This window comes from Pontibacter chinhatensis, assembly GCF_900113285.1.
Lineage (GTDB): Bacteria > Bacteroidota > Bacteroidia > Cytophagales > Hymenobacteraceae > Pontibacter > Pontibacter chinhatensis.
In genome coordinates this window covers 116,228-139,363 of the sequence record NZ_FOOT01000008.1, presented here as the reverse complement: position 1 = coordinate 139,363, position 23,136 = coordinate 116,228, and the positions used below count along the sequence as shown (strand labels likewise).

General features: G+C 51.8%; 25 protein-coding genes. 17 read left to right on the top strand and 8 right to left on the bottom strand.

The window, feature by feature from the left end; genetic code table 11:
• Window positions 1-105 precede the first annotated feature (105 nt).
• The 3 genes from BM040_RS18825 to cdd all read right to left on the bottom strand — a co-directional run bounded on the left by BM040_RS18825 (window position 106) and on the right by cdd (window position 1,935).
• Window positions 106-453, bottom strand: coding sequence for a hypothetical protein (locus tag BM040_RS18825; RefSeq protein ID WP_092104810.1), 348 nt, complete (start codon window positions 451-453; stop codon window positions 106-108).
• A gap of 127 nt (window positions 454-580) precedes the next feature.
• The gene (locus BM040_RS18820) at window positions 581-1,228 is read right to left on the bottom strand and encodes an alpha/beta hydrolase (protein ID WP_092104805.1); all 648 of its coding nucleotides are present in this window, start codon (window positions 1,226-1,228) and stop codon (window positions 581-583) included.
• Between the two features lie 224 nt (window positions 1,229-1,452).
• Window positions 1,453-1,935, bottom strand: a complete 483-nt coding sequence (gene cdd, locus BM040_RS18815; RefSeq protein WP_092104803.1) for a cytidine deaminase — start codon at window positions 1,933-1,935, stop codon at window positions 1,453-1,455.
• A gap of 126 nt (window positions 1,936-2,061) precedes the next feature.
• Between cdd and BM040_RS18810 the strand changes: the two genes are divergently transcribed.
• Window positions 2,062-3,414 (top strand): saccharopine dehydrogenase family protein, encoded by a 1,353-nt coding sequence (locus BM040_RS18810; protein WP_092104801.1) that lies wholly within the window; start codon window positions 2,062-2,064, stop codon window positions 3,412-3,414.
• 58 nt (window positions 3,415-3,472) lie between these two features.
• Window positions 3,473-3,859 carry a nuclear transport factor 2 family protein gene (locus BM040_RS18805; protein ID WP_092104799.1) on the top strand — a complete coding sequence of 129 codons (387 nt, stop codon included), beginning with the start codon at window positions 3,473-3,475 and terminating at the stop codon, window positions 3,857-3,859.
• Window positions 3,860-3,872: 13 nt separating this feature from the next.
• Here BM040_RS18805 and BM040_RS18800 read toward each other — a convergent pair whose 3' ends face one another.
• The 5 genes from BM040_RS18800 to aroQ form a co-directional block, all read right to left on the bottom strand.
• Window positions 3,873-4,589: a tRNA1(Val) (adenine(37)-N6)-methyltransferase gene (locus BM040_RS18800; RefSeq protein ID WP_092104797.1), complete on the bottom strand. Its 717-nt coding sequence runs from the start codon at window positions 4,587-4,589 to the stop codon at window positions 3,873-3,875.
• A 171-nt stretch (window positions 4,590-4,760) separates the two neighbouring features.
• Window positions 4,761-5,225 (bottom strand): ribonuclease HI, encoded by a 465-nt coding sequence (gene rnhA / locus BM040_RS18795; RefSeq protein WP_092104795.1) that lies wholly within the window; start codon window positions 5,223-5,225, stop codon window positions 4,761-4,763.
• Between the two features lie 83 nt (window positions 5,226-5,308).
• Window positions 5,309-5,869: a MarC family protein gene (locus tag BM040_RS18790; protein WP_092104793.1), complete on the bottom strand. Its 561-nt coding sequence runs from the start codon at window positions 5,867-5,869 to the stop codon at window positions 5,309-5,311.
• 111 nt (window positions 5,870-5,980) lie between these two features.
• Window positions 5,981-7,042, bottom strand: coding sequence for an aminotransferase class V-fold PLP-dependent enzyme (locus BM040_RS18785; RefSeq protein ID WP_092104791.1), 1,062 nt, complete (start codon window positions 7,040-7,042; stop codon window positions 5,981-5,983).
• An 81-nt stretch (window positions 7,043-7,123) separates the two neighbouring features.
• The gene (gene aroQ, locus BM040_RS18780; RefSeq protein WP_092104788.1) at window positions 7,124-7,570 is read right to left on the bottom strand and encodes a type II 3-dehydroquinate dehydratase; all 447 of its coding nucleotides are present in this window, start codon (window positions 7,568-7,570) and stop codon (window positions 7,124-7,126) included.
• A 175-nt stretch (window positions 7,571-7,745) separates the two neighbouring features.
• On the opposite strand from aroQ, the gene xerD reads away from it, so the two are divergent.
• The 15 genes from xerD (at window position 7,746) to BM040_RS18705 (ending at window position 23,101) form a co-directional block, all read left to right on the top strand.
• A complete protein-coding gene (gene xerD / locus BM040_RS18775; protein ID WP_092104786.1) occupies window positions 7,746-8,645 on the top strand; it encodes a site-specific tyrosine recombinase XerD in 900 nt (299 codons plus the stop codon).
• 196 nt (window positions 8,646-8,841) lie between these two features.
• The gene (locus tag BM040_RS18770; RefSeq protein WP_092104784.1) at window positions 8,842-9,873 is read left to right on the top strand and encodes a quinone-dependent dihydroorotate dehydrogenase; all 1,032 of its coding nucleotides are present in this window, start codon (window positions 8,842-8,844) and stop codon (window positions 9,871-9,873) included.
• A gap of 75 nt (window positions 9,874-9,948) precedes the next feature.
• On the top strand, window positions 9,949-12,561 hold the full coding sequence (locus BM040_RS18765) for an FtsK/SpoIIIE family DNA translocase (protein ID WP_092104782.1): 2,613 nt from the start codon (window positions 9,949-9,951) through the stop codon (window positions 12,559-12,561).
• A gap of 29 nt (window positions 12,562-12,590) precedes the next feature.
• The gene (locus tag BM040_RS18760; RefSeq protein ID WP_092104780.1) at window positions 12,591-13,235 is read left to right on the top strand and encodes an outer membrane lipoprotein periplasmic chaperone LolA1; all 645 of its coding nucleotides are present in this window, start codon (window positions 12,591-12,593) and stop codon (window positions 13,233-13,235) included.
• A gap of 340 nt (window positions 13,236-13,575) precedes the next feature.
• Entirely contained in the window at window positions 13,576-14,397 is an 822-nt protein-coding gene (pyrF, locus tag BM040_RS18755) for an orotidine-5'-phosphate decarboxylase (protein WP_092104778.1), read from the top strand.
• A 30-nt stretch (window positions 14,398-14,427) separates the two neighbouring features.
• Entirely contained in the window at window positions 14,428-15,045 is a 618-nt protein-coding gene (locus tag BM040_RS18750; protein ID WP_092104776.1) for a hypothetical protein, read from the top strand.
• A 166-nt stretch (window positions 15,046-15,211) separates the two neighbouring features.
• Window positions 15,212-15,553 carry a zinc ribbon domain-containing protein YjdM gene (locus BM040_RS18745; protein WP_092104773.1) on the top strand — a complete coding sequence of 114 codons (342 nt, stop codon included), beginning with the start codon at window positions 15,212-15,214 and terminating at the stop codon, window positions 15,551-15,553.
• Between the two features lie 105 nt (window positions 15,554-15,658).
• Window positions 15,659-16,225 (top strand): Crp/Fnr family transcriptional regulator, encoded by a 567-nt coding sequence (locus BM040_RS18740; protein ID WP_092104771.1) that lies wholly within the window; start codon window positions 15,659-15,661, stop codon window positions 16,223-16,225.
• A 58-nt stretch (window positions 16,226-16,283) separates the two neighbouring features.
• Window positions 16,284-16,868 carry a peptide deformylase gene (gene def, locus BM040_RS18735; protein WP_092104769.1) on the top strand — a complete coding sequence of 195 codons (585 nt, stop codon included), beginning with the start codon at window positions 16,284-16,286 and terminating at the stop codon, window positions 16,866-16,868.
• Window positions 16,869-16,991: 123 nt separating this feature from the next.
• The gene (locus tag BM040_RS18730) at window positions 16,992-17,459 is read left to right on the top strand and encodes a YehS family protein (RefSeq protein WP_092104766.1); all 468 of its coding nucleotides are present in this window, start codon (window positions 16,992-16,994) and stop codon (window positions 17,457-17,459) included.
• Window positions 17,460-17,569: 110 nt separating this feature from the next.
• Window positions 17,570-18,850 carry a DUF2851 family protein gene (locus BM040_RS18725; protein ID WP_092104762.1) on the top strand — a complete coding sequence of 427 codons (1,281 nt, stop codon included), beginning with the start codon at window positions 17,570-17,572 and terminating at the stop codon, window positions 18,848-18,850.
• Window positions 18,847-20,142: a hypothetical protein gene (locus BM040_RS18720; RefSeq protein WP_092104760.1), complete on the top strand. Its 1,296-nt coding sequence runs from the start codon at window positions 18,847-18,849 to the stop codon at window positions 20,140-20,142. Before BM040_RS18725 ends, BM040_RS18720 begins: the two co-directional genes overlap by 4 nt.
• A gap of 58 nt (window positions 20,143-20,200) precedes the next feature.
• Window positions 20,201-20,830, top strand: a complete 630-nt coding sequence (locus tag BM040_RS18715) for a NeuD/PglB/VioB family sugar acetyltransferase (protein ID WP_092104757.1) — start codon at window positions 20,201-20,203, stop codon at window positions 20,828-20,830.
• Between the two features lie 205 nt (window positions 20,831-21,035).
• A complete protein-coding gene (trhO, locus tag BM040_RS18710; RefSeq protein ID WP_092104755.1) occupies window positions 21,036-22,004 on the top strand; it encodes an oxygen-dependent tRNA uridine(34) hydroxylase TrhO in 969 nt (322 codons plus the stop codon).
• A gap of 239 nt (window positions 22,005-22,243) precedes the next feature.
• Window positions 22,244-23,101, top strand: a complete 858-nt coding sequence (locus tag BM040_RS18705) for a nucleoside phosphorylase (protein ID WP_092104753.1) — start codon at window positions 22,244-22,246, stop codon at window positions 23,099-23,101.
• Window positions 23,102-23,136: the final 35 nt, after the last annotated feature.

Sequence of the window (23,136 nt, the reverse complement as noted above, 5' to 3'; positions counted from 1 at the left end):
CCTCTTCCGACTTAAAACCCATAACGCGTCGCCCGGTTGGGTGCAACCACGGCTTCATTGTAGGCACTCCGTACCCAACGAAGCCTTAGTTGTTGTATGTTGTTATTATCTCAATCTATAAAAGTAATTCCCTTCATAGTTCTCTGTAACATTTTGGTCGGAGTCGAATTCGAAAACTACATTAGGGAATTTACTGAAAGGATAATTATTAATATTCAAGAACTCTAAATACTTCATTTTTAACTCTTCCATTTCAACTTCACTTAAATCCTTCAATTCTCTATTGGTCTTTGTGAAAAAATAAATACCAATTCCGTTATCCCAATCTTCCCATGTTACAACATGATGAATTTTAAAGATTGGGATTCCGTTAGTTTCACACCAATCAAAAAAAATAATATCTGTTTTTGAAATAGAGTTATTATAACTATCCTTCATCTCTGTTAATATCATACAACTACTGTATAAACCACAACCTACGCTTATCTGCACTATAGGTAAAAGTTTTAACCAGGTTGTATTGCAGGGACTCTGGTCTACATGGCCATAAGTATAGTAATATAGTAAAGCTGTTATTTACCTACAATTCTCCATCCACCAGCGCCAGTGTTCCAGGGTGCAGCGTATGGCCGCCTTCGAAAGTATAGATTCGGGGGTTGATGCCCAGCTCCTGCATGAGTTGCTGCTTGCGCTGCAGGGCCTCGGGGGTGATGAACTCGTCCTGAGTGCCGTAGACCATAGCCACGGGCAGTTGGGCAAAGGCAGCTCTTCCGGTGGCAAAGTCGATGTCTTCGGGGAAGGAGGCGGCCCAAAGTATAAGCCGGTGCACGGGCACCTGTTGCGTAGCCAGCCATCGGCTCACGGTAGCCCCGCCCTGTGAGAAGCCCAGCACCGTGAGGCGCACGTTTTGCGGCAACTGCCGCAGTTGCTCCTGCAGGAGCAGGTTCAGGTAGCTCGCCTGGTCATCGATTTCAGAAAGGCGGTCTTCCTTCGTCATCCAGGTGGCGCCCACGCGGCCGGAGAATCGCTCCAGGTAAAACCGCGACAACGCCTCTGGGGCCACCACCAGCGTCTGCCCGTTGTCCAGCACACTGAAATGCCGCAGAAAGAAACGCGCCAGCTGGCCATAGCCGTGGCACACAATCCAGAGGTCTGTTATACTTTCAGAAGGCGTGCCCAATGTATAATAGCGGGCCGTGCGAGGTACAGTAAGGCTGTGTTCGTTCATGTTCAAAAGAAGGTGGTTTCAGGATTTATACTTCTGCCACCTTCACCCAGAATGTTTAAAGTATAAGTATACCTGGCGCAAAGTATAACCGGCAGTTTAGACAGTTCGATTACAAGCCCAATACCGCACGAAGCCAAAAGTTACGAACCACGCCAAGCCCAACTTTCTAACCTTCTAACTTTTTAAATTTCTAACTCCAGAGACGCAATGCGTCTCCCCAACTCCTACAGGTTGTCCGGCGTGAACTGGAACGGCAGCAGGTCGGCTACGGCTTGGAAGCGGTAGAACCGGCCATCCGGCCCTTGCAGCAGCACCGGAATGGGCTCGCGCTGCCTGAACTCATACTCGGCCATTACCTGCCGGCAGGCGCCACAAGGCATCGCGGGCAGAAAGTGCTTCTCCTGGCGCCGGCGTGCTGTTACGGCCAGCAGCTTTATTTTCGATTGGGGATAGTGTGCGCTCAAAGCAAACAAAGCGGTGCGTTCGGCGCAAAGTCCGGAAGGATAAGCTGCATTTTCCTGGTTGCTGCCCTTAAAGAAGGAGCCGTCCTCCAGCAGCAGCGCCGCGCCCACCAGGAAGTTAGAATAGGGGGCGTAGGCATCGTTGGCCGCCTCCTGCGCCAGTTGCATGGCCTGCTGCTCCTGCGGTGTCAGCTCCTGCGGCTCCAGCACATCCACGCTGATTTGTACTTCCAGTTTGCTTGCCATCTAAGTATAAATAGGTCTGAAAATTAGAAAAGGGGTATAAATCTAGCCCATAATTCTGATAAAACCATACTTAATCTTTGCCTTGCACCAGCTAATTTATAACTTATGCCAGAACCCGATAATCCTATGAAAAAGATTCTCCTGCTGGGCGCCGGCCGATCGGCCTCCTCGCTTATCCGCTACCTCTTCGACCACGCCACCTCTGAAAACTGGCACATCACCATCGGCGACATCAGTATCACGCACCTGCAGCCGCTGGTGGAGCCCATTGCCTTTGCCGAGGCCATCACTTTTAATGTGCACGATGCGGCGCAGCGGGCGAAAGAAGTGGGGCAGGCAGACCTGGTGATTTCGCTCTTGCCAGCCATTTTCCATACCGAAGTAGCCAAGGAGTGCCTCAAGCAAGGAAAGCACCTGATCACGGCCAGCTACGTGTCGCCTGAGTTTCTGGCGCTGCACGCGGAGGCCCAGCAGAAGAACCTGACGTTCCTGATGGAGTCTGGCCTGGACCCGGGCATCGACCATATGTCGGCCATGCGGGTGATAAAAAGTATACAGGCGGCCGGCGGAACGCTCACGTCCTTTAAATCCTACACGGGTGGTCTGGTGGCCCCGGAATCAGATAACAATCCCTGGAACTATAAGTTTACCTGGAACCCGCGCAACGTGGTACTGGCAGGCCAGGGCACGGCCAAGTACATTCGGCAGGGCCAGTACAAGTACATCCCGTACCATCAACTCTTTCAACGCACTGAAACACTTCAGGTGGATGGCTACGGCCCCTTCGAGGGCTACGCCAACCGCGACTCCCTGAGCTACCGCGAACCCTACGGCCTGCTCACCATTCCCACCATGCTACGCGGCACCTTGCGCCGTCCAGGCTATTGCGAGGCCTGGGATGCGTTCGTGCAGCTCGGCCTCACCGACGACAGCTATACTTTAGAAGGCTCGGAGCGCATGACGCACCGCAGTTTTGTTGAAGCCTTTCTACCGGCCGCTACCTCATCAGTACAAAGTATGGCCGAGCGGGTAAGTTTATACTTAGGGATTCCGCAGGAAGGGGAGGTGATGCAGAAGCTGGAGTGGCTGGGGCTGTTTGAGGAGACACCTGTGGAACTGGAGGCAGCTACACCGGCGCAGGTGCTGGAGAAAATCCTGAAAGCCAAATGGACGCTGACTCCCGGCGACAAAGACATGATTGTGATGCAGCACCTGTTTGAGTATGAGCTGCACGGGGAGCAGCGCGAAGTATGCTCTACCTTAGTGGTGTTGGGCGAAGACGAAGTACAGACGGCTATGGCCAAAACCGTGGGCCTTCCGGTAGGCATGCTGGCCCGACTGCTCTTGCAGGGCAAAATCACGCACCGCGGCGTTGTGATTCCCATTTACCCGGAGCTATATGAGCCGGTGCTGGACGAGCTGGAGGGGTACGGTATCCGCTTTGTGGAGACGGAGAAGGTAGTCGAGCGGGTAGGGTAAACCATAGATTTATACTTAGCCAACCCAAAAGTTAACTAATACATTTATACTTTGCAGTATGACAGACGAAACGTGCCAGCGGCAAATCATAGAGGCTTATATCCAAGCCTACAACACCTTCGATGTGGCAGGCATGGTGAAGGACATGCACCCCGATGTGGTGTTTGAGAACATCTCCGACGGGATGACTAACCTTAAGATTCAAGGCATTTCCGGCTTTAGAACGCAGGCTGAGCAGGCCACGGAGTTTTTTCAGGAGCGGGAACAGCGGATTAAAAGTATAACATTCCAGGATAGCGTGGCCGAGGTGGAGATTGATTACGAGGGCACAGTGGCCTTTGAGCTACCTAACGGGATGCAGGCGGGCGACAAGGTAAGTATGGAGGGGAAGTCTATTTTCCATTTCTCCGGCGATAAAATCATACGGCTGCAGGATATCAGCTAAGCCGGCTATACTTTCAAAGGTATAAATAGTATGGTTGCAGCAGCTGTCGGAATTCGGAAGTATAGGTGGTTTTATCAGCCTCCCGGATGAAGAAGTCTTTTACCTCAGGCGCTGTTACGGGAGTATAAGTATAGGTCTGGATGTGGCGGATGCATTTGCCGCCGTGGTAAGTATACACCTGCAGCACCTCCGCCAAGTATAAAACCGATGCTTTGGCCAACCCGGCAAAGTATAAGGCTTCGGCTGGCGGCAGCAGCAAGTATAACTTCCCGTGCTGTGTCAGGCGCTGCTGTGCAAAGTATAAAATATCCTCAAAAAGCAGCTCTCCGGTATGCTTGGCCGTGTTCTTGGCAGCATCCGCGGATTTAAGCGAACTCAGGAAAAAGGGCGGGTTGGAAAGTATAACATCATACTTCGGAAGCTGCTGTTGAGCGTAGGCCTGAAGCGGCATGGGGTGAAGGTGCAGCCGGTCGGCCCAAGGGCTGGCGGTAAAGTTTTCCTGCGCCTGCTGCTGCGCCTCGGCGTTTATCTCCACGGCATCTATACTTGCCCCGCTGCGCTGCGCCACCATCAGCGCGAGCAACCCCGTGCCCGTGCCAATGTCCAGTATCCGCTGCGCTTTCCCAACCTCTACATAGGCTCCAAACACACAGGAGTCGGTGCACACTTTCATGGCGCACCTGTCCTGTTCCACCCGGAACTGTTTGAATTGGAAGTATGAGTTGGGCATGGAGGGGGAGTTTTGAGTGAGTGATTGAGTGGATGAGTGAATAATTTGATGTTTATACTTCAGGAGGATTTTATTTGGAATCCGGAGTTTTACTCTCAACCAAAGCTACCTTATAACTGATACTGAAAATTACATTCACTCATTCACCCCATCACTCATTCGCTAATTAAATTAACTCGGCAGGTAAGCTCCTGACTCAAACCCTTGGTCTACGAGCAGGTTGGGAGAGAGGGCGCTGGCGACGGCCAGTTGGTCGCAGCGCTCGTTTTCGGGGTGACCGGCGTGGCCGCGTATCCACACGAATTTTACCTGGTGCTTGGGATACACGCGCAGGAAGCGGGCCCACAGGTCGGCGTTGGCCTTGCCCTTAAAGCCTTTCTTCTGCCAGCCAAACACCCAACCTTTCTCCACAGCATCCACCACATACTTCGAGTCGGAGTAAACGGTAACCTGCATGCCCGGCTTGGTAATCGCCTCCAGCCCCTTGATCACGGCCAGTAGCTCCATGCGGTTGTTGGTGGTTTTGCGGAAGCCTTCTGTCAGCTCTTTCTCGTGCTGCCTCCAGCGCAAAATGGTGCCGTAGCCGCCCGGTCCCGGATTTCCCCGAGAGGCTCCGTCAGTATACAATTCGATCATGTACTTAAATGAGTAAATGAGTTGATGAGCGAATAAGTGATTTTTTATTCAATTCACTCATTCGCTCATCAACTCATTCAAAATTACAGATTTGTCTTAAACAGTTTAATGGCGATGGCCAGCAGGATAACACCGAACACCTTGCGTAGCACGTCGGCGCCGCTTTTGCCCAGTTTAGCCTCAATCCAGCTGCTCGATTTGAGCACGATGTATACGAACAACAGGTTGATCACAACACCTACCAGCACGTTGGGCAGCGAGTAGGCGGCCCGTAGCGAGAGCAGCGTGGTCATGGTACCGGCACCTACAATAAGTGGGAAAGCGAGTGGTACAATGGAGCCGCTTTTACTCTCCGGATCAGTATGAAAGAAGTCTTTCCCCAGGATCATTTCTAAGCCAATCAGGAAGATGATGATCGCACCGGCCATGGCAAAAGATTGTAAATCCACCCCGAACAACTTGAGAATAGACTGCCCCAGAAAAAGGAAGGCGATCATCAGGATGCCCGAGATGATGGTGGCTTTCTCCGATTCGATCTTGCCCTCTCGCTTTCGCAGGTTGATGATGATCGGAATAGAGCCGAGGATATCGATTACCGCAAACAGCGTGAGCGTAACAGAGGCTATCTCTTTGATACTAAACATAGACAGTTAGAGAGTTTAGGAGTTAGAGAGTTATTTATAGTTTAAGAGTTTACGGTTTTTGAGTGCAAAAAAACTCTTAAACTCTCTAATTCCCAAACTCTCTAACTCGGCTTAGGCGTAGTAATGCAGGAAAAAGCGCTTTAGTTCTTCGTACTCCTCGTCAAGTATAGCCGGGAAGTTGGCGATGCGGAACGTGTTGCGTGCCCAGGGGCCGTAGCCGTTGCCGAGCCGGATGTTATGGTGCAGCGCGCGCTTCTTGGCGTCCTCCACCAGTTTCTCGTTGGCCTGCACGGCTATCACTGTCTTAGACCGCACCTCTTCGTTCTCCACCAGCAGCTTAAAGTCAGCGAACTGCTCAAAGAAAGTATAGAGGTCCTGGGCCCGGTCGGTCAGGTGCTGTTCGATGCCTTTGATAAAGGGGCGGTCCTCCAGCATGCGCTTGAGCAGGTAAATGTTCAGCTCGTTCGGCGTATGAGTTGTCTGGTAATTGAGCATCTTCTCGTACATCGGCACCAGGCTATTGTAGTGGCTGCGCTCAGCCAGTTTCTTGGCCCGGAAAATTGAGCGGGGCGAGCAGGCAATTACAGCCAGCCCCGGGGGCAGACCGAAGCACTTCTGCACGGAGGCAAACCAGATATCAGCCTTAATCAGCTTCAGGTTGAGTCCCGCCATAGACGAGGTCGCATCCACGGCAATCAGGGTGTCGCGGTAGCGGTTGTGCAGGTTCAGGATGGTAGTAGGGCTAACCTGCGTGCCGTTGGAGGTCTCATTCTGCGTAAAGCAGATGAGCTCGGTATCGGCGCTCACCTGCAGGTCCGTCACCGGCATGGGTTCGTTCAGGTCAAACTGAAAACCCTCGGCATCCGGACGCAGCTTTTTGGCATACTCATACCACTTCTCCCCGAAAGAGCCGTTGTAGATGTGGTAGCTTTTGTGCTTGGTCAGGCTTTGAATCAGGATTTCCCAGCACTCGGTGGCCGAAGAGGCAAAGAAGATGTAGTAATCCTGCGGGATATTGAGCTTGCGCTTGATGGAGTTTACCACCGTGCGCGACATCTGCACAAACTGCTCACCCCGGTGCGGTGTGTTCATAAAGCCCTCGTCGTACGCATCTACCAAATAGGAGCGTACTTCGGGGTATACTTTGGAGGGGCCGGGATAGAAATTGAGCATAATGCAGGAATTTTTATATAGCTATCTAACTATATTAACGAAGTTTCTTTAACGATCTGATAACGGGCCAGGTTGCAGAACTTATACATTAAAACCTATCTGTTTCGGTTTCAGGCGCTCAAAATACTGAAGCGCAAGGCGGTAGCTGTCCAGACCAAACCCGCTGATGCTGCCTTTGCAGTAAGGGGCAATCATACTTTTATGCCGGAAGGCCTCACGGGCAAATACATTGGAAATGTGCACTTCCACCACAGGGGCATCAATGGCCCGGATGGCATCCGAAATGGCCACGGACGTATGGGTATAAGCCCCGGCGTTGAAGACGATGCCTTTGTAGCTAAAGCCCACCTCGTGCAGCTTGTCGATAAGCACGCCTTCGGTGTTAGACTGGAAGTAGGTTAGCTCCAGCGCGGGGAAGGCCTCCTTCAGCTCCTCAAAATAGTCTTCGAAGGAGCGGTTGCCGTACACCGACTTCTCGCGCACGCCCAGCAGGTTCAGGTTCGGGCCGTTTAGAATGAGTACTTTCATAGTTCAGCGAATGCAGATTTCCAAGGCTACAAAGGTAAGGATTAACTATCTTTGCACAGTGAAAATTGTTTAATTGTTGGATGGTTAAATTGCTGGATGTTTGGGTAAAGCGACTAATTCGCTGTACTACCTAACTTTCTAACTCTTTAACTTTCTAACTCTCTAACTTCCAACCGTGAACTGGCGCATCTGTTTAAAGCAATTTGAGGAATACCTGAAACTGGAGAAGTCGCTCTCGCGCCACTCCGTAGAAGCCTACGGGCGGGATGTGCGCAAGTTGGTGGAGTTTCTCGAACTCAAGGGACTGCAAGTTTCCCCACAGGACGTGAAGCCAGCCATCCTTCGGGATTTTCTGGAGTGGATAAACGAACTGGGCATGACGGCCCACTCGCAGGCCCGCACCCTGTCCGGCATCCGCGCCTTTTACAAGTTCCTCATCATGGAAGACATGATGCAGACCGACCCGACGGATACCATTGAGCCCCCCAAGCTGAGCCGCAAACTGCCCGACACGCTGGACTTCCATGAGATTGAGCAGCTGCTCTCAGCCATCGACCTCTCCACGCCGGAGGGTACCCGCAACCGCGCCATGCTGGAAACACTCTACAGCTCCGGCCTGCGCGTGTCTGAGTTGCTCGATCTGCGCATCAGCAACCTGTATGCCGATGCCGGGTTTCTGAAAATTGCCGGTAAAGGCGACAAAGAGCGGCTGGTGCCCATTGGCCGGGATGCTCTAAAGCACATTCAACTCTACCGCGAAGGCGTGCGCTGCCACCTCAATATCAAGAAAGGGCACGAGGATATCCTCTTCCTCAACCGGCGCGGCGCTAAAATGACGCGGGTGATGGTGTTTACGATCATCAAGGATCTGGCCGCCAAGGCCGGTATCCAGAAAACGGTGAGTCCCCATACGTTCCGCCACTCCTTTGCCACCCACCTGATAGAGGGCGGTGCCGACTTACGGGCTGTGCAGGAGATGCTGGGCCATGAGTCTATCACCACCACCGAAATCTACACGCACCTCGACCGCGATTACCTCAAACAGGTGATCCGGGATTTCCATCCGCGCAGCTGATCAGGATGTAAGGATTTTTGGATGGATAAGATTGCCTGCTGCCTGCTTCAAAGTAATATAGGAGACATTACCTGTAAGATGATAAGATAAAGAAGTATGCGGCTATACTTCCCCACCTAATAAAGTCCTGTCTATCCTTACATCCTAACATCCAGATCTTATCTTTGCAGGCAAGTATAACCTAATCCGATACGCCGTGTACAAAAGCCTCCTTCGCCCACTGCTGTTTCAGCTCGACCCCGAGAAAGTACATTACCTGACGACCGATGCCCTGCGCGCTTCGCTGAAGCTGCCTTTTGCCAAAGGCATCACCGAAAGTATGTTTAAGGTAACGGACCCGAGGCTGGAGCGGGAATTGTTTGGACTGAAGTTTCCGAACCCAGTGGGGCTGGCCGCCGGCTTTGACAAGGACGCCAAACTGGTGGATGAACTGGCCGAACTGGGCTTTGGCTTTGTAGAGATTGGCACCCTGACGCCCAAGCCACAGGCAGGCAACGACAAGCCGCGCCTGTTCCGCCTGCCGCAGGATCAGGCCATCATCAACCGCATGGGCTTTAATAACGAGGGCGTGGATGCGGCCGTTCGCAGGCTGGAGAAGCGCAAGAGCAACATCATCGTGGGCGGCAACATCGGCAAAAACAAGGTAACGCCAAACGAGGAGGCTTTGAGTGATTATCTATACTGCTTCAGGGCCTTGTTCCAGGTGGTGGATTACTTTGTGGTGAACGTGAGCTCGCCCAACACGCCGGATTTGCGCGCGCTGCAGGACAAGGAGCCGCTGCAGAAGCTGCTGGTATCGCTGCAGGAGGAGAACCAGAAGATGGGTACGCCCAAGCCGCTGCTGCTCAAAATCGCCCCGGATCTCAACCTCGACCAGCTAAACGACATCATCGAAATTGCCCAGGTGGCGAAGCTGAGCGGCATCATTGGCACCAACACCACGGTGAGCCGCGCCGGACTGCACACACCGGAGGCACGGGTGCAGGAGATTGGTATGGGTGGACTGAGCGGCAAGCCCTTAACAGTACAATCTACCCAGATCATACAGCACCTGCGCACTTACCTGCCACCGGAGATCCGCTTGATTGGGGTGGGGGGCATCATGGCGGCCCAGGACGCCATCGATAAGCTGGATGCGGGCGCAGACCTGGTACAGCTCTACACCGGCTTTATTTATGAAGGACCCTCCCTGATAAGCCAGATCAATAAAAAAATACTCTCCCGGTAGAAATACTTTCAGGTTGAAAGGCTGAGGCAATGCCACGAAAAAGTGTAAATTTGAGATTCTAACTTAGCTGAGGGTATGGCCAAGAACACTTACAGAGACGACACGCTGCAAGCAGGGCGGAAGAACGAGGTGCGTGGTAAGAATGAGCCACGTGGGGCAAATATGCCGAAGGGACAGAAACCGAAGAAAGAAAAGAAGAAATGGTCTTTCCGGATTCCGACTCCCCGGATAAATCTAAGAATAGGCTTTCTGCACGACCGCCGCTTTAAGCTGACGGTGGGCTTTACGTTCCTGCTCCTTTCCTTTTTCCTGACCATTGCCTTTGTATCCTACCTCTTCACCGGTAACGCTGACCAGAGCGTGGTGGAAACCGTGAGCGGCACCGGCCTAAAAGAGTCGGGGCAGGAGGCGGAGAATTGGCTGGGCCTGCTGGGTGCCTGGATCTCGCACTTCTTTATAAACGACCTGGTGGGCATCGGGGCTTTTTTCCTGATCCCGGTGCTTTTCTTTACCGGATCTAAAATCGTGTTCAAGCGCCTGCAGGTATCGCTGAGCTATGTGCTGGGGCTGTGCAGCTTCAGCATGCTGTGGCTGAGCCTGACAATGGGTTACATTGTTTTCTCCACCAAAACGATTAGTGGGCTGGGCTTTCTGGGCGGTGCCATCGGTGTGGAGGCGGCCATCTGGCTTAACAGCCTGATTGGCTGGGGCTCCTGGCTGCTGCTGGGCTTCCTGCTGCTGGTATTTGTGGTGAGTTTCTTTAACATTACAAGTATAAACTGGAGTAGCTCCAAACCTGCCGCCGCAGCGGCGGGCGCTGGCAAAGCCGATAAAAACTATGCTGAGAACCTAGGTGATGTGCTGGGTAAGAAGACAAGCAGCATCAACCATAACACCGATCCAACGGCCTCGCTGGACTATGAGGAAGAGCAACCGCCGTTTGATGAGGAGGACGAGGAGATAAACCGGGCGCTGGAGATGGAACTGCAGTCGTTGCAGGACCAGAAGAAGCCTGTGCCGCCCGCTTCTCCTGCCAAAACAGAGTCTCCTGCCCTGGAACTGGACATTGACCTGCCGGAGGATGCTTACCTGGATGAGGTGATGCCAGAGGAAGAAGAACCGGAAATGGCGCTGGAAATTGAGGAGGTACCCGAAGAGGCGCCTGCCATTGGAGAGATGGAGAACTACGACCCGACACTGGATCTGGCCCGCTACCAATACCCGAGCATCGAGCTGCTTAATGACTATGGCGCCAACAAAGTATCGGTGACCAAAGAGGAGCTGGAGGCCAACAAGGATAAGATTGTAGAGACGCTGGCCAACTATAACATCGGCATCGCCAGCATTAAGGCTACCATTGGCCCTACCGTGACGCTTTATGAGATTGTGCCGGACGCCGGGGTGCGTATCTCTAAAATCAAGAACCTGGAGGATGACATTGCCCTAAGCTTGGCTGCCCTGGGTATCCGTATCATTGCGCCGATTCCGGGCAAAGGTACGATTGGTATCGAGGTGCCGAACACGAAGAAGGAGATGGTTTCCATCCGTTCCATACTTTCCACGGAGAAGTTTATGAAGAGCGAGATGGATCTGCCAATCGCCTTCGGTAAGACCATCACCAACGAGGTGTTCATCACCGACCTGGCCAAAATGCCGCACTTGCTCATGGCGGGTGCCACGGGCCAGGGTAAGTCCGTTGGTCTGAACACGATTCTGACCTCGCTCCTCTACAAGCGCCACCCTTCGCAGCTTAAGTTTGTGCTCGTGGACCCGAAGAAGGTGGAACTCTCGCTGTTTAACAAGATAGAGCGCCACTTCCTGGCCAAGCTGCCCGACACTGACGAGGCCATCATCACCGACACCAAAAAGGTGGTGAACACGCTCAACTCGCTGTGTATGGAAATGGACATGCGCTACGATTTGCTCAAAGATGCCGGCTGCCGAAACCTGAAAGAGTATAACCGCAAGTTTGTGGAGCGCAAGCTGAACCCGCAGAAGGGCCACCGCTTTATGCCGTACATCGTGCTGGTGATAGACGAGTTGGCCGACCTGATGATGACCGCCGGTAAAGAGGTGGAGACGCCCATTGCCCGTCTGGCCCAGCTGGCCCGTGCCATTGGCATACACCTGGTCGTGGCCACGCAGCGTCCGTCGGTAAACGTAATCACAGGTATCATCAAGGCCAACTTCCCGGCGCGTATTTCCTTTAAGGTAACGTCTAAAATCGACTCCCGCACCATTCTGGATGCCGGCGGTGCCGACCAGCTGATTGGACAGGGTGATATGCTCTTCTCCATTGGCTCGGACATGATCCGTATTCAGTGCGCCTTTGTGGACACGCCGGAGGTGGACCGCATCTGCGACTTTATCGGTGAGCAGCAAGGTTACAGCGATGCCTACCTGTTGCCGGAATTCGTGGGTGACGAGGGCGGTAACGACAAGGCAGACTTCGACCCGAGCAACCGTGATCCGTTGTTTGAAGAGGCCGCCCGCGTGATTGTGCAGCACCAGCAGGGAAGCACCTCGCTGTTGCAGCGCCGCCTGAAGCTGGGCTACAACCGCGCCGGCCGCCTGATAGACCAGCTGGAGTCAGCCGGAGTAGTAGGACCCTTTGAGGGAAGCAAGGCCCGTGAAGTTTTGATTCAGGATGAGTACAGTTTGGAACAGTTATTGAATACGCTTGGGTAAACCAAGAAACAAGTACACGTAAACCTGATATGAAAAAGTTACTCTCTCTTCTGCTGGCAGTGTTGATGATTGCGTCTGTGGCCCATGCACAGCAAGACCCGGAGGCGGCCAAGGTGCTGAACGCTATGAGCCAGAAGTACCGCTCCATGAAAGCCTTTAAAGCTGATTTTTCCCAGACAATGGAAAACCCATCGGCCAATGTAAAGGAAACCATGAACGGCAGCGTTACCGTGAGCGGCGACAAGTATAGACTGGGAGTAAGTGGCCAGGAGGTCATCAGCGATGGCAAAACCATGTATACTTTCCTGAAGGATGCCAACGAAGTAACGATTACTGAGACGGACGAAGAAGCAGAGGCAATGGCGCCAAGCAAGATCTTCGACATGTATAAAAAAGGCTATAAGTATGCGCATGCCGGCACAGAGACGATCAGCGGCGTGAAGTATGATGTGATTGAACTGGCCCCTGAAGATCGTAAGAACCCGATTTACAAGGTGCGCCTGTACATCAACCAGAAAGACAAGACCCTGAGAAGTTGGCAGATGTTCCGTAACAACGGCAACCGTTATACTTACACCATCAGCAATTTCCAGGCAAACCCGACGCTTGCTGCCGATGCCTTCACCTTTAATAAGGCCAAGTATAAAGGCGTGAGTGTGGTAGATTTAAGATAAACCTAACCCTTTATGATTCTGAGACAGGCTGCCCCATTTGGGGCAGCCTGTTTTGCTTTATAGTTGTACTTAGCCCTAGTTGAGATTTACTACTTTGGTAAAAGTGTAAACCCACCCCTATGAGCTACGCTCGCTAGCTCAAAACTCACGTTTTGGCTAATCCAGAGGAGGGGAATTATATTACAGTTACAGAAATTCCCCTCTCGGGAGGGGGCAGGGGTGGGTTTGTCGCAACTGAAGTTTAAAGTATAAATAAGGGAGCGTAGGCAGGAAATGAGGGGGAAAGTTTCGGGCTCTGGGGCAAATTCATACTTTTGCATAAACCATTTCCCTGCAAGCCATGACAAGAGAGCAGCTTTTCGAGCAGATCCTCAATAAGAAATCATACCTGTGCATCGGCCTCGACACCGACCCGTTGAAGCTGCCGCAGCACCTGCTGGATCTGGAAGATCCGGTTTTCGAGTTTAACCGCCAGATCATAGAGGCCACTGCCGACCTTTGCGTGGCTTACAAACCCAATATTGCCTTTTATGAGGCGCAGGGGCCGCAGGGTTGGGTAAGTCTGCAAAAAACGCTGCAGGTTATCCCGAAGGACATCTTCACAATAGCCGATGCTAAGCGTGGGGACATTGGAAATACCTCTGAGCTTTATGCCCGCGCCTTTTTCGAGAACATGGACTTTGACTCGGTAACGGTGGCCCCCTACATGGGTGCCGACTCGGTAAAGCCGTTCCTGACGCAGGCGGGCAAGTGGGTGATTCTGCTGGCGCTGACTTCTAACGCCGGCAGTCAGGATTTCCAGATGCTGCGCCTGGAGGATGGCAACGAGGAATACTTGTTTGAACAGGTGCTGAGAACCAGCCAGGAGTGGGCTACTGCCGACCAGCTGATGTTCGTGGTAGGTGCCACGCAAGCCGATTACGTGCAGCGCGTGCGCCAAGTAGCACCAGACAATTTCCTGCTGGTGCCGGGTGTGGGAGCGCAGGGCGGCAGCCTGGAAGAAATCTCCCGCCTCGGCATGAACCGCCAGTGCGGCCTGCTGGTAAACTCATCGCGCGCCATCATCTACGCCTCCTCGGGCTATGACTTTGCAGAGCGCGCCCGTGAAGCTGCCTTTGCCGTGCAGCGTGAGATGGAGAAACTGCTGGAGGAGTTGTTGTAGGGGTAAGGGTGCTTTCAGTTACTAAGAAACATGAAGCCAGTATTTTCAGGAAATGAAGATTATAACAAAACAGCTTTTCTGAATTGGAGAATTTCAGAAAGGTCTGATATACTTAATTTAATTAACATTGCTGAAGGGTTTCTGATATCATCCATAGAGTTAGCTAAACACTGCCTCAAGGATAATCAGGATAAACGAGCAGATATTTTAATTTTCCCGATTCTAACAAATGCCAATCATGGTATAGAGTTATATCTGAAGGCCATTAATTGGACCCTTAACCAACTTCTCCAGCTTGAGTTAAAAGTTGAAGGAAAGCACAACATTAAACAAATCTTCTCTACTGTTAGGAGGAAAGTAGAAACACTAGATGGATCAGAAGCTTTGAGAGAGTTTGACGAGTGGTCTAGAGGATTGTCAGATTATATAAATGAACTATCAGAAAAGATAGAATCAACAGATAAGGCTGATAAAATGGATTTTTCTAGATATCCTTTCAGCAATAGGTATGAAAACCACTTCTATGTAGGTGAAATCGGGAATGTAGAAGTAGATTTAGAAAATTTGATAGATAGATTATCAGCAATCAAAAGTGTTTTAGAAAGCGTGATTGAAGAATATTATCATTACAGGTTGAATATAACTTAACTAATGCAGTAAAGTCCTGGAGGTAGTGATGTATAATTCATCAATTGCATACTTAATTTATATCGGTAAGGAAATAGAATATCTAGCCCCCGACCTATGGCTACACTACCTCAGAGCAGAGACTTTCTAATTAGTCAAATCCAAAACATTAATATCAAATAGTACTATGTCAGAAGAAATGAAGCAATGCCCAAAGTGTAATTCGCCTTATGGCTATGCAATGGGTGAGGAAATGTACGCTTGCCCGGAGTGTGGCAATGAGTGGAATCCCAGTGAAGTGGAGGAAGAGGCGGGCTTGAAGGTATTAGATGCCAACGGAAACGTCCTGCAGGATGGCGATACGGTTGTCGTAATTAAAGACCTGCCGGTAAAAGGGGCTCCGAAACCTGTAAAGGCTGGCACAAAAGTAAAAAACATCCGCTTGACGGACGGAGACCATAACATCGACTGCAAAATTGATGGTTTTGGCTCGATGGGACTTAAATCTGAGTTTGTGAGAAAGGCTTAGGTAGCCTGTTACTTTTAATATGCCGACAAGTATGGCGTGTCGTGGCAGCTAAACCTGGAGGAATAAATATACGGATAAGGTGTATAGCAAACAATCCAGCTGCCTATGGGATACGTCAGAGAATACTACGAGAGAATTGTAAAGCTGGTGGAGGCTGATTGGCAATACATATCTTCTTGCTTTGAGCGGAAGTCTTTTGCCAAAGGAGAGGTTATTACGGCAAAGGGGCAGGTGGAGAATTACCTGTCGTTTGTGGAAGTAGGCATCATACGCCACTATGTGCCAGGCGAAGACAATGACCTTACCTTTAGCTTCTGCTTCGAAAAGGAATTTACCTGCGCCTACGACTCCTTCCTAACCCGTTTGCCCTCTGAATACGAGCTACAGGCACTGGCCGACACCACTGTGTGGCGAATCTCTTTTGATGATCTCCAGAAAGTTTATGCCAACACGCAAGTCGGAAATTACTTAGGGCGCATAGCTGCCGAAAAGCTATTCCTGGCCAAAAGCAAACGGGAGTTATCGCTTTTAAAGTATACAGCCAAAGAGCGTTACCTTCAGTTATTCTACCAGCAGCCTAACATTGTCAGGCAAATTCCGCTCAAGTATGTAGCCTCCTATATTGGTGTTACGCCGCAGGGGCTTAGCAGAATCCGCAGGCAGATTTCTTAACATAGGTTCATTTCGCAGGCACACGGTTCTTTGGATCTTTGCCTAAAAAGACAGCGAGATGAAAATGCCAATCCTTTCTTACGGTCATCCCATCCTGAAGCAGAGATGCGTGGAAGTGCCCCAAACTTATCCTGGGCTTGATGACCTTATCGACGCAATGTGGGAAACCATGTATAACGCCAATGGCTGTGGCTTGGCTGCTCCGCAAGTTGGCAGAGCCATTCGCCTGTTTGTGGTCAACAGCAAGTCTACCTATGAACACATGGGCGCCAGTGACAGGAGGCATTATTTTAACCCGGGCGATACCGGTATTGTAAAGACATTCATCAATGCCAGCATCGTTGAACGTTCCGAAACTACCTGGCAGGATGATGAGGGCTGTTTAAGCATTCCGGGCCTGCAGCAGGCAGTAACAAGGCCATGGTCGGTTACAGTGGAGTACTACGACAGAAACTTTCAGAAATACCAGGAAACTTTCAGCGGTGCAACGGCCAGAATGGTGCAGCATGAGTTCGACCATACCGAAGGCATTCTTTTCCTTAATTACCTGAAGCCTCTGACCAGGAGGCTGCTGGAGGGAAAACTGAAGAAAATTGCAAAAGGGCAGGTTGCTGTGCGCTATCCGATGGTCTTCTGTAAATAGTTTGTTTGCAAATTTATACTTTGAAGTATATTACAGGCTGTGTACGTTTGCTGAACAGACTTACTGATTACTTGGTTTAGGTAAAGTCAGGTAACGCTATAAATTCAACCTTATTTAGAATAAATGACCAACAACGACATACTTCGCCGCATCCGCTATACTTTTGATTACGGTGACGATAAAATGATAGCACTGTTCGGCTCGGGCGGCAAGCAGGTAACGCGCGCCGAGGTAAGCGACTGGCTGAAGAAGGAAGAAGACCCGGAGTACAAAGAGCTGAATGATGAACTATTGGCGGCTTTCCTCAACGGCTTTATCAACGAAAAACGTGGTAAAAAAGAAGGTCCGCAGCCGGAGCCGGAGAAGCGCCTGAACAACAACGTCACGCTGCGCAAGCTCAAAATAGCCCTTAACTTGAAAGACGAGGACATTCTGGAGATCCTGCTGCTGGCTAACTTCCGATTGAGCAAGCACGAACTAAGTGCCTTCTTCCGCAAACCTGACCACCAGCACTACCGCCCGCTAAAGGACCAAATCCTGCGAAACTTCCTGCATGGCATGCAAATCAAGTATAGAGGCAACGAAAACTAAGTATAGCCTGCTCAAAGTATAAACGCCTGTTCCTTTATCTAGGAGCAGGCGTTTATACTTTGGTTGATTTTATACGTTACTTTCCGCATCTTGAAGTATAAACCCGCACCATGAAGGAAGACTTCCTGCACTACATCTGGCAGCATCAGTATTTCGATAAAACCGATTTGGCTACCACCGTGGGTGAGCCGCTGCAGGTGTTGCGGATAGGGTTTTATAATACCGATGCGGGGCCAGATTTCCGGGAAGCCTTCCTGCGGATAGGGGAGGTGGAGTGGGCGGGCAGCGTGGAGGTGCACCTGAACGCCTCCGACTGGCACCGCCATCAGCACCAGCACGACCCTAAGTATGACCAGGTGGTGTTGCACGTGGTCTGGCAGGCCGACGTGCCCGTGCTGCGAACCGACGGAACCCTGGTGCCGGTGCTCGAACTGCAGCATAGGGTGGATTTACAGTTGCTAAAAACCTATGAAGCCTTGCAGCAATCACAGCACGCTATTCCCTGTGCTTCCTTCTGGCCCGGCGTTCCGGAGATTACCAAGGCGCTGATGCTGGAGCGGGCGCTGGTAGAGCGGCTGGAAGAAAAGGGCGGGGAGGTGCTGCAGGTATACCGCAGCTACGGCAACGACTGGGAGCAGGCGAGTTTCTATACTTTGTTGCGTGGCTTCGGCTTTAAAATAAACCAGCAGGCCTTTGAGTTGCTGGCCAAATCATTGCCGTTCCACGTGGTGCGGCGGCATCAGCATAACTTGCTGCAACTGGAGGCGCTGCTGCTGGGTCAAGCTGGCTTTTTAGCTGATGCGGAGGGCGGTTATGCACAGCAGCTGCAGCGGGAGTACACGTTTCTGCGGCACAAGTATAAACTAGAGCCCCTGCCGCGCCACCACTGGAATTTCCTCCGCATGCGCCCGGCCAACTTCCCGACGGTGCGGCTGGCCCAACTGGCGGCCTTGCTGCAGCATCCTTCCTTTTTCACCAACATACTGGAAGCAGATGCTGTAAAAAAGTATGAGCAGCTGTTTCTGGCAAGTGTATCTCCCTACTGGCAGCGGCATTATATGTTTGGGCGGGAAAGCAAAACGATAACCAAAGGAATGGGCAAAAGCAGCGCCCGCAATTTGGTGATTAACGTGGCCGTGCCTATACTTGCCGCCTACGCCAACTATAGCGGCGAGCGCACTTATTTGGAGAAAGCCATTAACTTATTAGAACTGCTGAAGGAGGATAGCAATAGGTATACGCGGCTTTATGAGGAGCTGGGTTGGTGCGCCAAATCCGCGGCAGATAACCAGGCGGCCCTGGGGCTGTACAAACACTATTGCCACCCCATCAACTGCATGCGCTGCGCCGTCGGCAACAAAATCATGAAACAGCATAAAGCCGCCCTGTGAGCATACTTCTCATCTACCTCGTTAACTTGCTTATACTGGGTGGCCTGGTCTGGTGGCTGTACCGGCAGGCGTGGACGCAAAAACTCAGACCATACTTCTGGCTGGCGCTGGGGCTCAAACTGCTCCTGGCTCTGACCTTTGCCATTTTTCGCTACAGCTATGCCAACTCCAGCGATACCCACGTGTACCATGCCGCCAGTCTGCAACTAATGGAGTATGCTGGGCAACATCCATCGGCTTACCTGAGGCTTTTGTTCTTCAACCAGTTTGAGAGCGAGGCGTTTCGCGCTTCCTTGCCTTTCTCCCGGTTTCCGGACTTTACCAACTCCTTTTACTTTGTCAAGCTGCTGAGCGTGCTGAATCTGCTGACCGCCGGGGCATATTACCTCAACAACCTCTACCTGTCGCTTTTCAGTTTCTGGGGCAGTTTATACCTGGTGTCGGTGCTTACGCGCGTACTTCCAAAGTATAAATCGGCGGCGGTGGCGGCATTCCTGTTTTTCCCGTCGGTGGTGTTCTGGAGCACGGGCGTGATGAAGGAGCCGGTGATGTTTGGCAGCATGTGCTGGGTAGTGGGAGCGGCGCTGCAGCTGGCGCAAGGGCAAAAACTCAGCATTTGGACCTGGCTGTTGCTGCCCCTGCAGGTATACGTGTTCATCAAAATAAAACTGTTTTATGCCGGTTTGCTGCTGCCGCTCTTGCTGGCCTACGTGCTGGTGCAACGCCTGAAAGTATACGTCAAGCCGCTGCAGTCGCCTAGGGTACAGTTGCTGCTTCTGCTGGCCTTGGCAGGTGTAGTGGTGCTGGTAGTGATGTGGCAACGCTCCGTATTTAATCCCGATTTTATACTTTGGAACCTGGAGCGCAACTACAGCACGCTGTTGAGCCGCTCCCAGCACAGGCCGCACATCAATCTCCACGACCTGGAACCAACTCTGCTAAGTATGCTCCTGCACTACCCCGAGGCGGCGCTGAGCTCTATCTACCGTCCCTTCCTTGGCGAGTCCTGGCGGCTGTTATACTTGCTGAGTGGGCTGGAGAACCTGCTGCTGCTCCTGCTGACTGCTTTGGCTGTGGCATCTGCTTTTCGAAACGGGGCAAGTAGAAGGGTGGCGCTACTGCACGTGCTGCTGCTCGTGTTTATACTCTGCATGGCCGGCGTTACCGGGCTCTCTACCCCGAACTTCGGCACCCTAAGCCGCTACCGCATCGTGTACCTGCCGTTTCTGGTGTACCTGCTGCTGCAAAATGTGTATGCTCAGCGCTTGCTGCAGCGCTTGCGCTTCCCGTAGCGGTACTTTCAAACTCCCTCGCTTTTTTGTACCTTTGCGCCTTATTTAAGACTGAGTTATGCAAAATCCGGTAATCATATTGGGTGCCCAAAAACTGGGTACGACCGCTCTGGACATCTTTAACAGCAACAGCGTGATGGTATACTGCTTCCTGGACGATAAACTGCAACAGGAAGAGGTGAACAACGTGGCGGTGATGGGCAATACCGAAAACAGCGATTTCCTGAAGCTGGTAGGCAAGAAGTGCGACGTGTTTGTGGCCGTAGAGGATTCCGCCGCGCGCAAAGGCCTGGTGAAACTGCTGAAGGAAGAGTATAAGGCAGTGCCGGTAAACGCCATCCACCGTTTCAGCGCCGTATCGGAGAATGCCTGGCTGGGCCACGGTAACCTGGTGGGCGCGGGCGCTATCATCAGCAACAACGCCAGAGTAGGCGACAATAACATCATCCACGCCCGCGCGCTGGTGGATACCAAAGCAGAGGTGGGTGATAACGTAGAAATTGGTGCCGGCGCTATCATCAACGCAGAGGCAGTGGTAGAAGACGGAGCCTTTATCGGAACAGGCGCGGTAGTGGTGTCTGGTGTGAAAATCGGCAAGAACGCCCGCGTAGGCGCCGGTTCGGTGGTGGTGGCCGATGTGCCTGCCAAAGCCACGGTGTTCGGTAACCCGGCGGCCCCTGTAAAGTAAACTTTTATACTTGCCCCCGCTGTTACAGAACTGACAAAAGTCATTTTGCGGCCGAGCGGCAGGTGATACTTTTGCGGGAAATTTTAAATGAGTGCGTGAGCGGATGAGTGAATAAGGGAAGGAATAATCCTGATTTAGGCCAATCACGAACAACGAATAACTAATAACCAAATAAAGTCAAACACTTAGCCGAAACTAAGCAGTTATGAACAAACCCTACAGCATATTACTGTACTATTGCTACACGCCCATCGAGGACCCGGAGGCGTTTCGTGAGCAACACCACCTTTTTTGCCTGGAGCTCAACCTGCTCGGGCGTATCATCATTTCCAAAGAAGGCCTGAACGGCACTATTTCTGGTCTGAAAGAAGACTGCGAGAAGTATATGGCTGCCATGCACGCTGACCCGCGCTTTGCCAAAATCGACTTCAAGGTGGATTACTCCGACAAGCACGCTTTTGCCAAGCTGCACGTGCGCACTAAATCCGAGATTGTGCACTCCGGCCTGCTGCACATCGACCCGAACGCCCGCACCGGCAAGCACCTGGCTCCGAAAGAGTTTAAGGAGATGAAGGACCGCGAGGATGTGGTGGTACTGGACGTGCGTTCCGACTACGAGCACAGCGTGGGCCGCTTCAAGAACGCCATAACGCTGGACATCGAGAACTTCCGTGAGTTTCCGGAGAAAGTAGAGGAGCTGAAGGAAAAGTACAAGGACAAGAAAATCCTGACCTACTGTACCGGCGGCATCAAGTGTGAGAAGGCCAGCGCCTTTTTGCTGGAGCAGGGATTTGAGGACGTATACCAGCTGCACGGCGGCATCATCAAGTATGGCATGGAGGCCGGCGGCGAGGATTTCGAAGGCAAGTGCTATGTGTTCGACAACCGCGTGGCCGTGAATGTAAACACGGTGAACCCAACCGTTATCTCTACCTGCCACGTGTGCGGCACTAAGAGCGACCGCATGGTGAACTGCGCTAACCCGGTATGCAACCTGCACGTGCCGATTTGCGAGGCCTGTGGTTGGGAACTGGATGGCGCCTGCTCATCAGAGTGCAAGGAGCACCCCGAGAAACGCCCTTACGATGGTACCGGTTACTATCAAAAAGAGTTGAATGGCTATAATCCGTTAAAAGGATTTAACCGCAAGAAGAAAACTGACGTACAAATATAAGTATTCTCTAAAGCTCAGAAAAGCGTGCGCCCAACGGCCACGCTTTTCGTGTTTATTTAAACTACGTATCACGTACCACGACACAAGTAGCACGACCTTTTGACAAAGGATTTATGCCAAAAAATGCTCAGACCTTCTTTAAAACTTCCTGAGTCATTTGTCAGAAGGTCTTTTGTCACATTATCAAAGAATCCAGTCGTGCTACATGATACGTGCTACGTGATACGCAAAAAAGAACCATGACCTACATCCCTGAATCAGAACTAATCATCAACCCAGACGGCACAGTATACCACCTCAACCTGCAGCCCGAGCATATTTCCGACACCATCATCACCGTAGGCGACCCGGAGCGCGTGGTCAAGGTAAGCCGGCACTTCGATGAGATAGAGGTGGAGGTGGCCAAGCGCGAGTTTATCACGCACACCGGCTACTACAAAGGCAAGCGGCTTACAGTCATCTCCACGGGCATGGGCACCGATAACATCGACATTCTGATGAATGAGCTGGACGCGCTGGTGAATATCGATTTCCGCAGCCGCGAGGTGAATGAGGATAAAATAAGCCTGAAGATTGTGCGCATCGGTACCTCAGGGTCGCTGCAGGAGTCGGTGCCGCTGGGCAGCCACCTGGCCTCCCACACCAGCATCGGCCTGGATACCCTCATGCAGTTCTACCCCCTGGAGCAGACAGCGGAGGAACAAAGTATAACTTCCAAATTACAGCAGGAACTGGGCCTGGGCTTTCAACCTTACCTGGTAAGCGGCTCGCAAAGCCTCATCCAAAAAATCGCTTTTGACATGATACCAGGCAACACGCTTACCTGCCCCGGCTTTTACGCGCCGCAGGGCCGCGTGCTGCGGGGAGGCCTGCGTAACCAGCAGTTGCTGCAGACTTACCACAACTTCCGCCACAACGACTACATGCTCTCCAACTTCGAGATGGAAACAGCCGGCTACTACAGCATGGGCCGCCTGCTGGGGCACGAGATGCTCTCGCTAAACGCCATTGTGGCCAACCGCATCACGCAGCAGTTTGCCGAGAACGCCGAGCAGGTTATTGACGAGCTAATCCTGAAGGTGCTGGATAGAATATAAGTATAAACCGGCCAAAAAAATAACAGCTTGCTCAG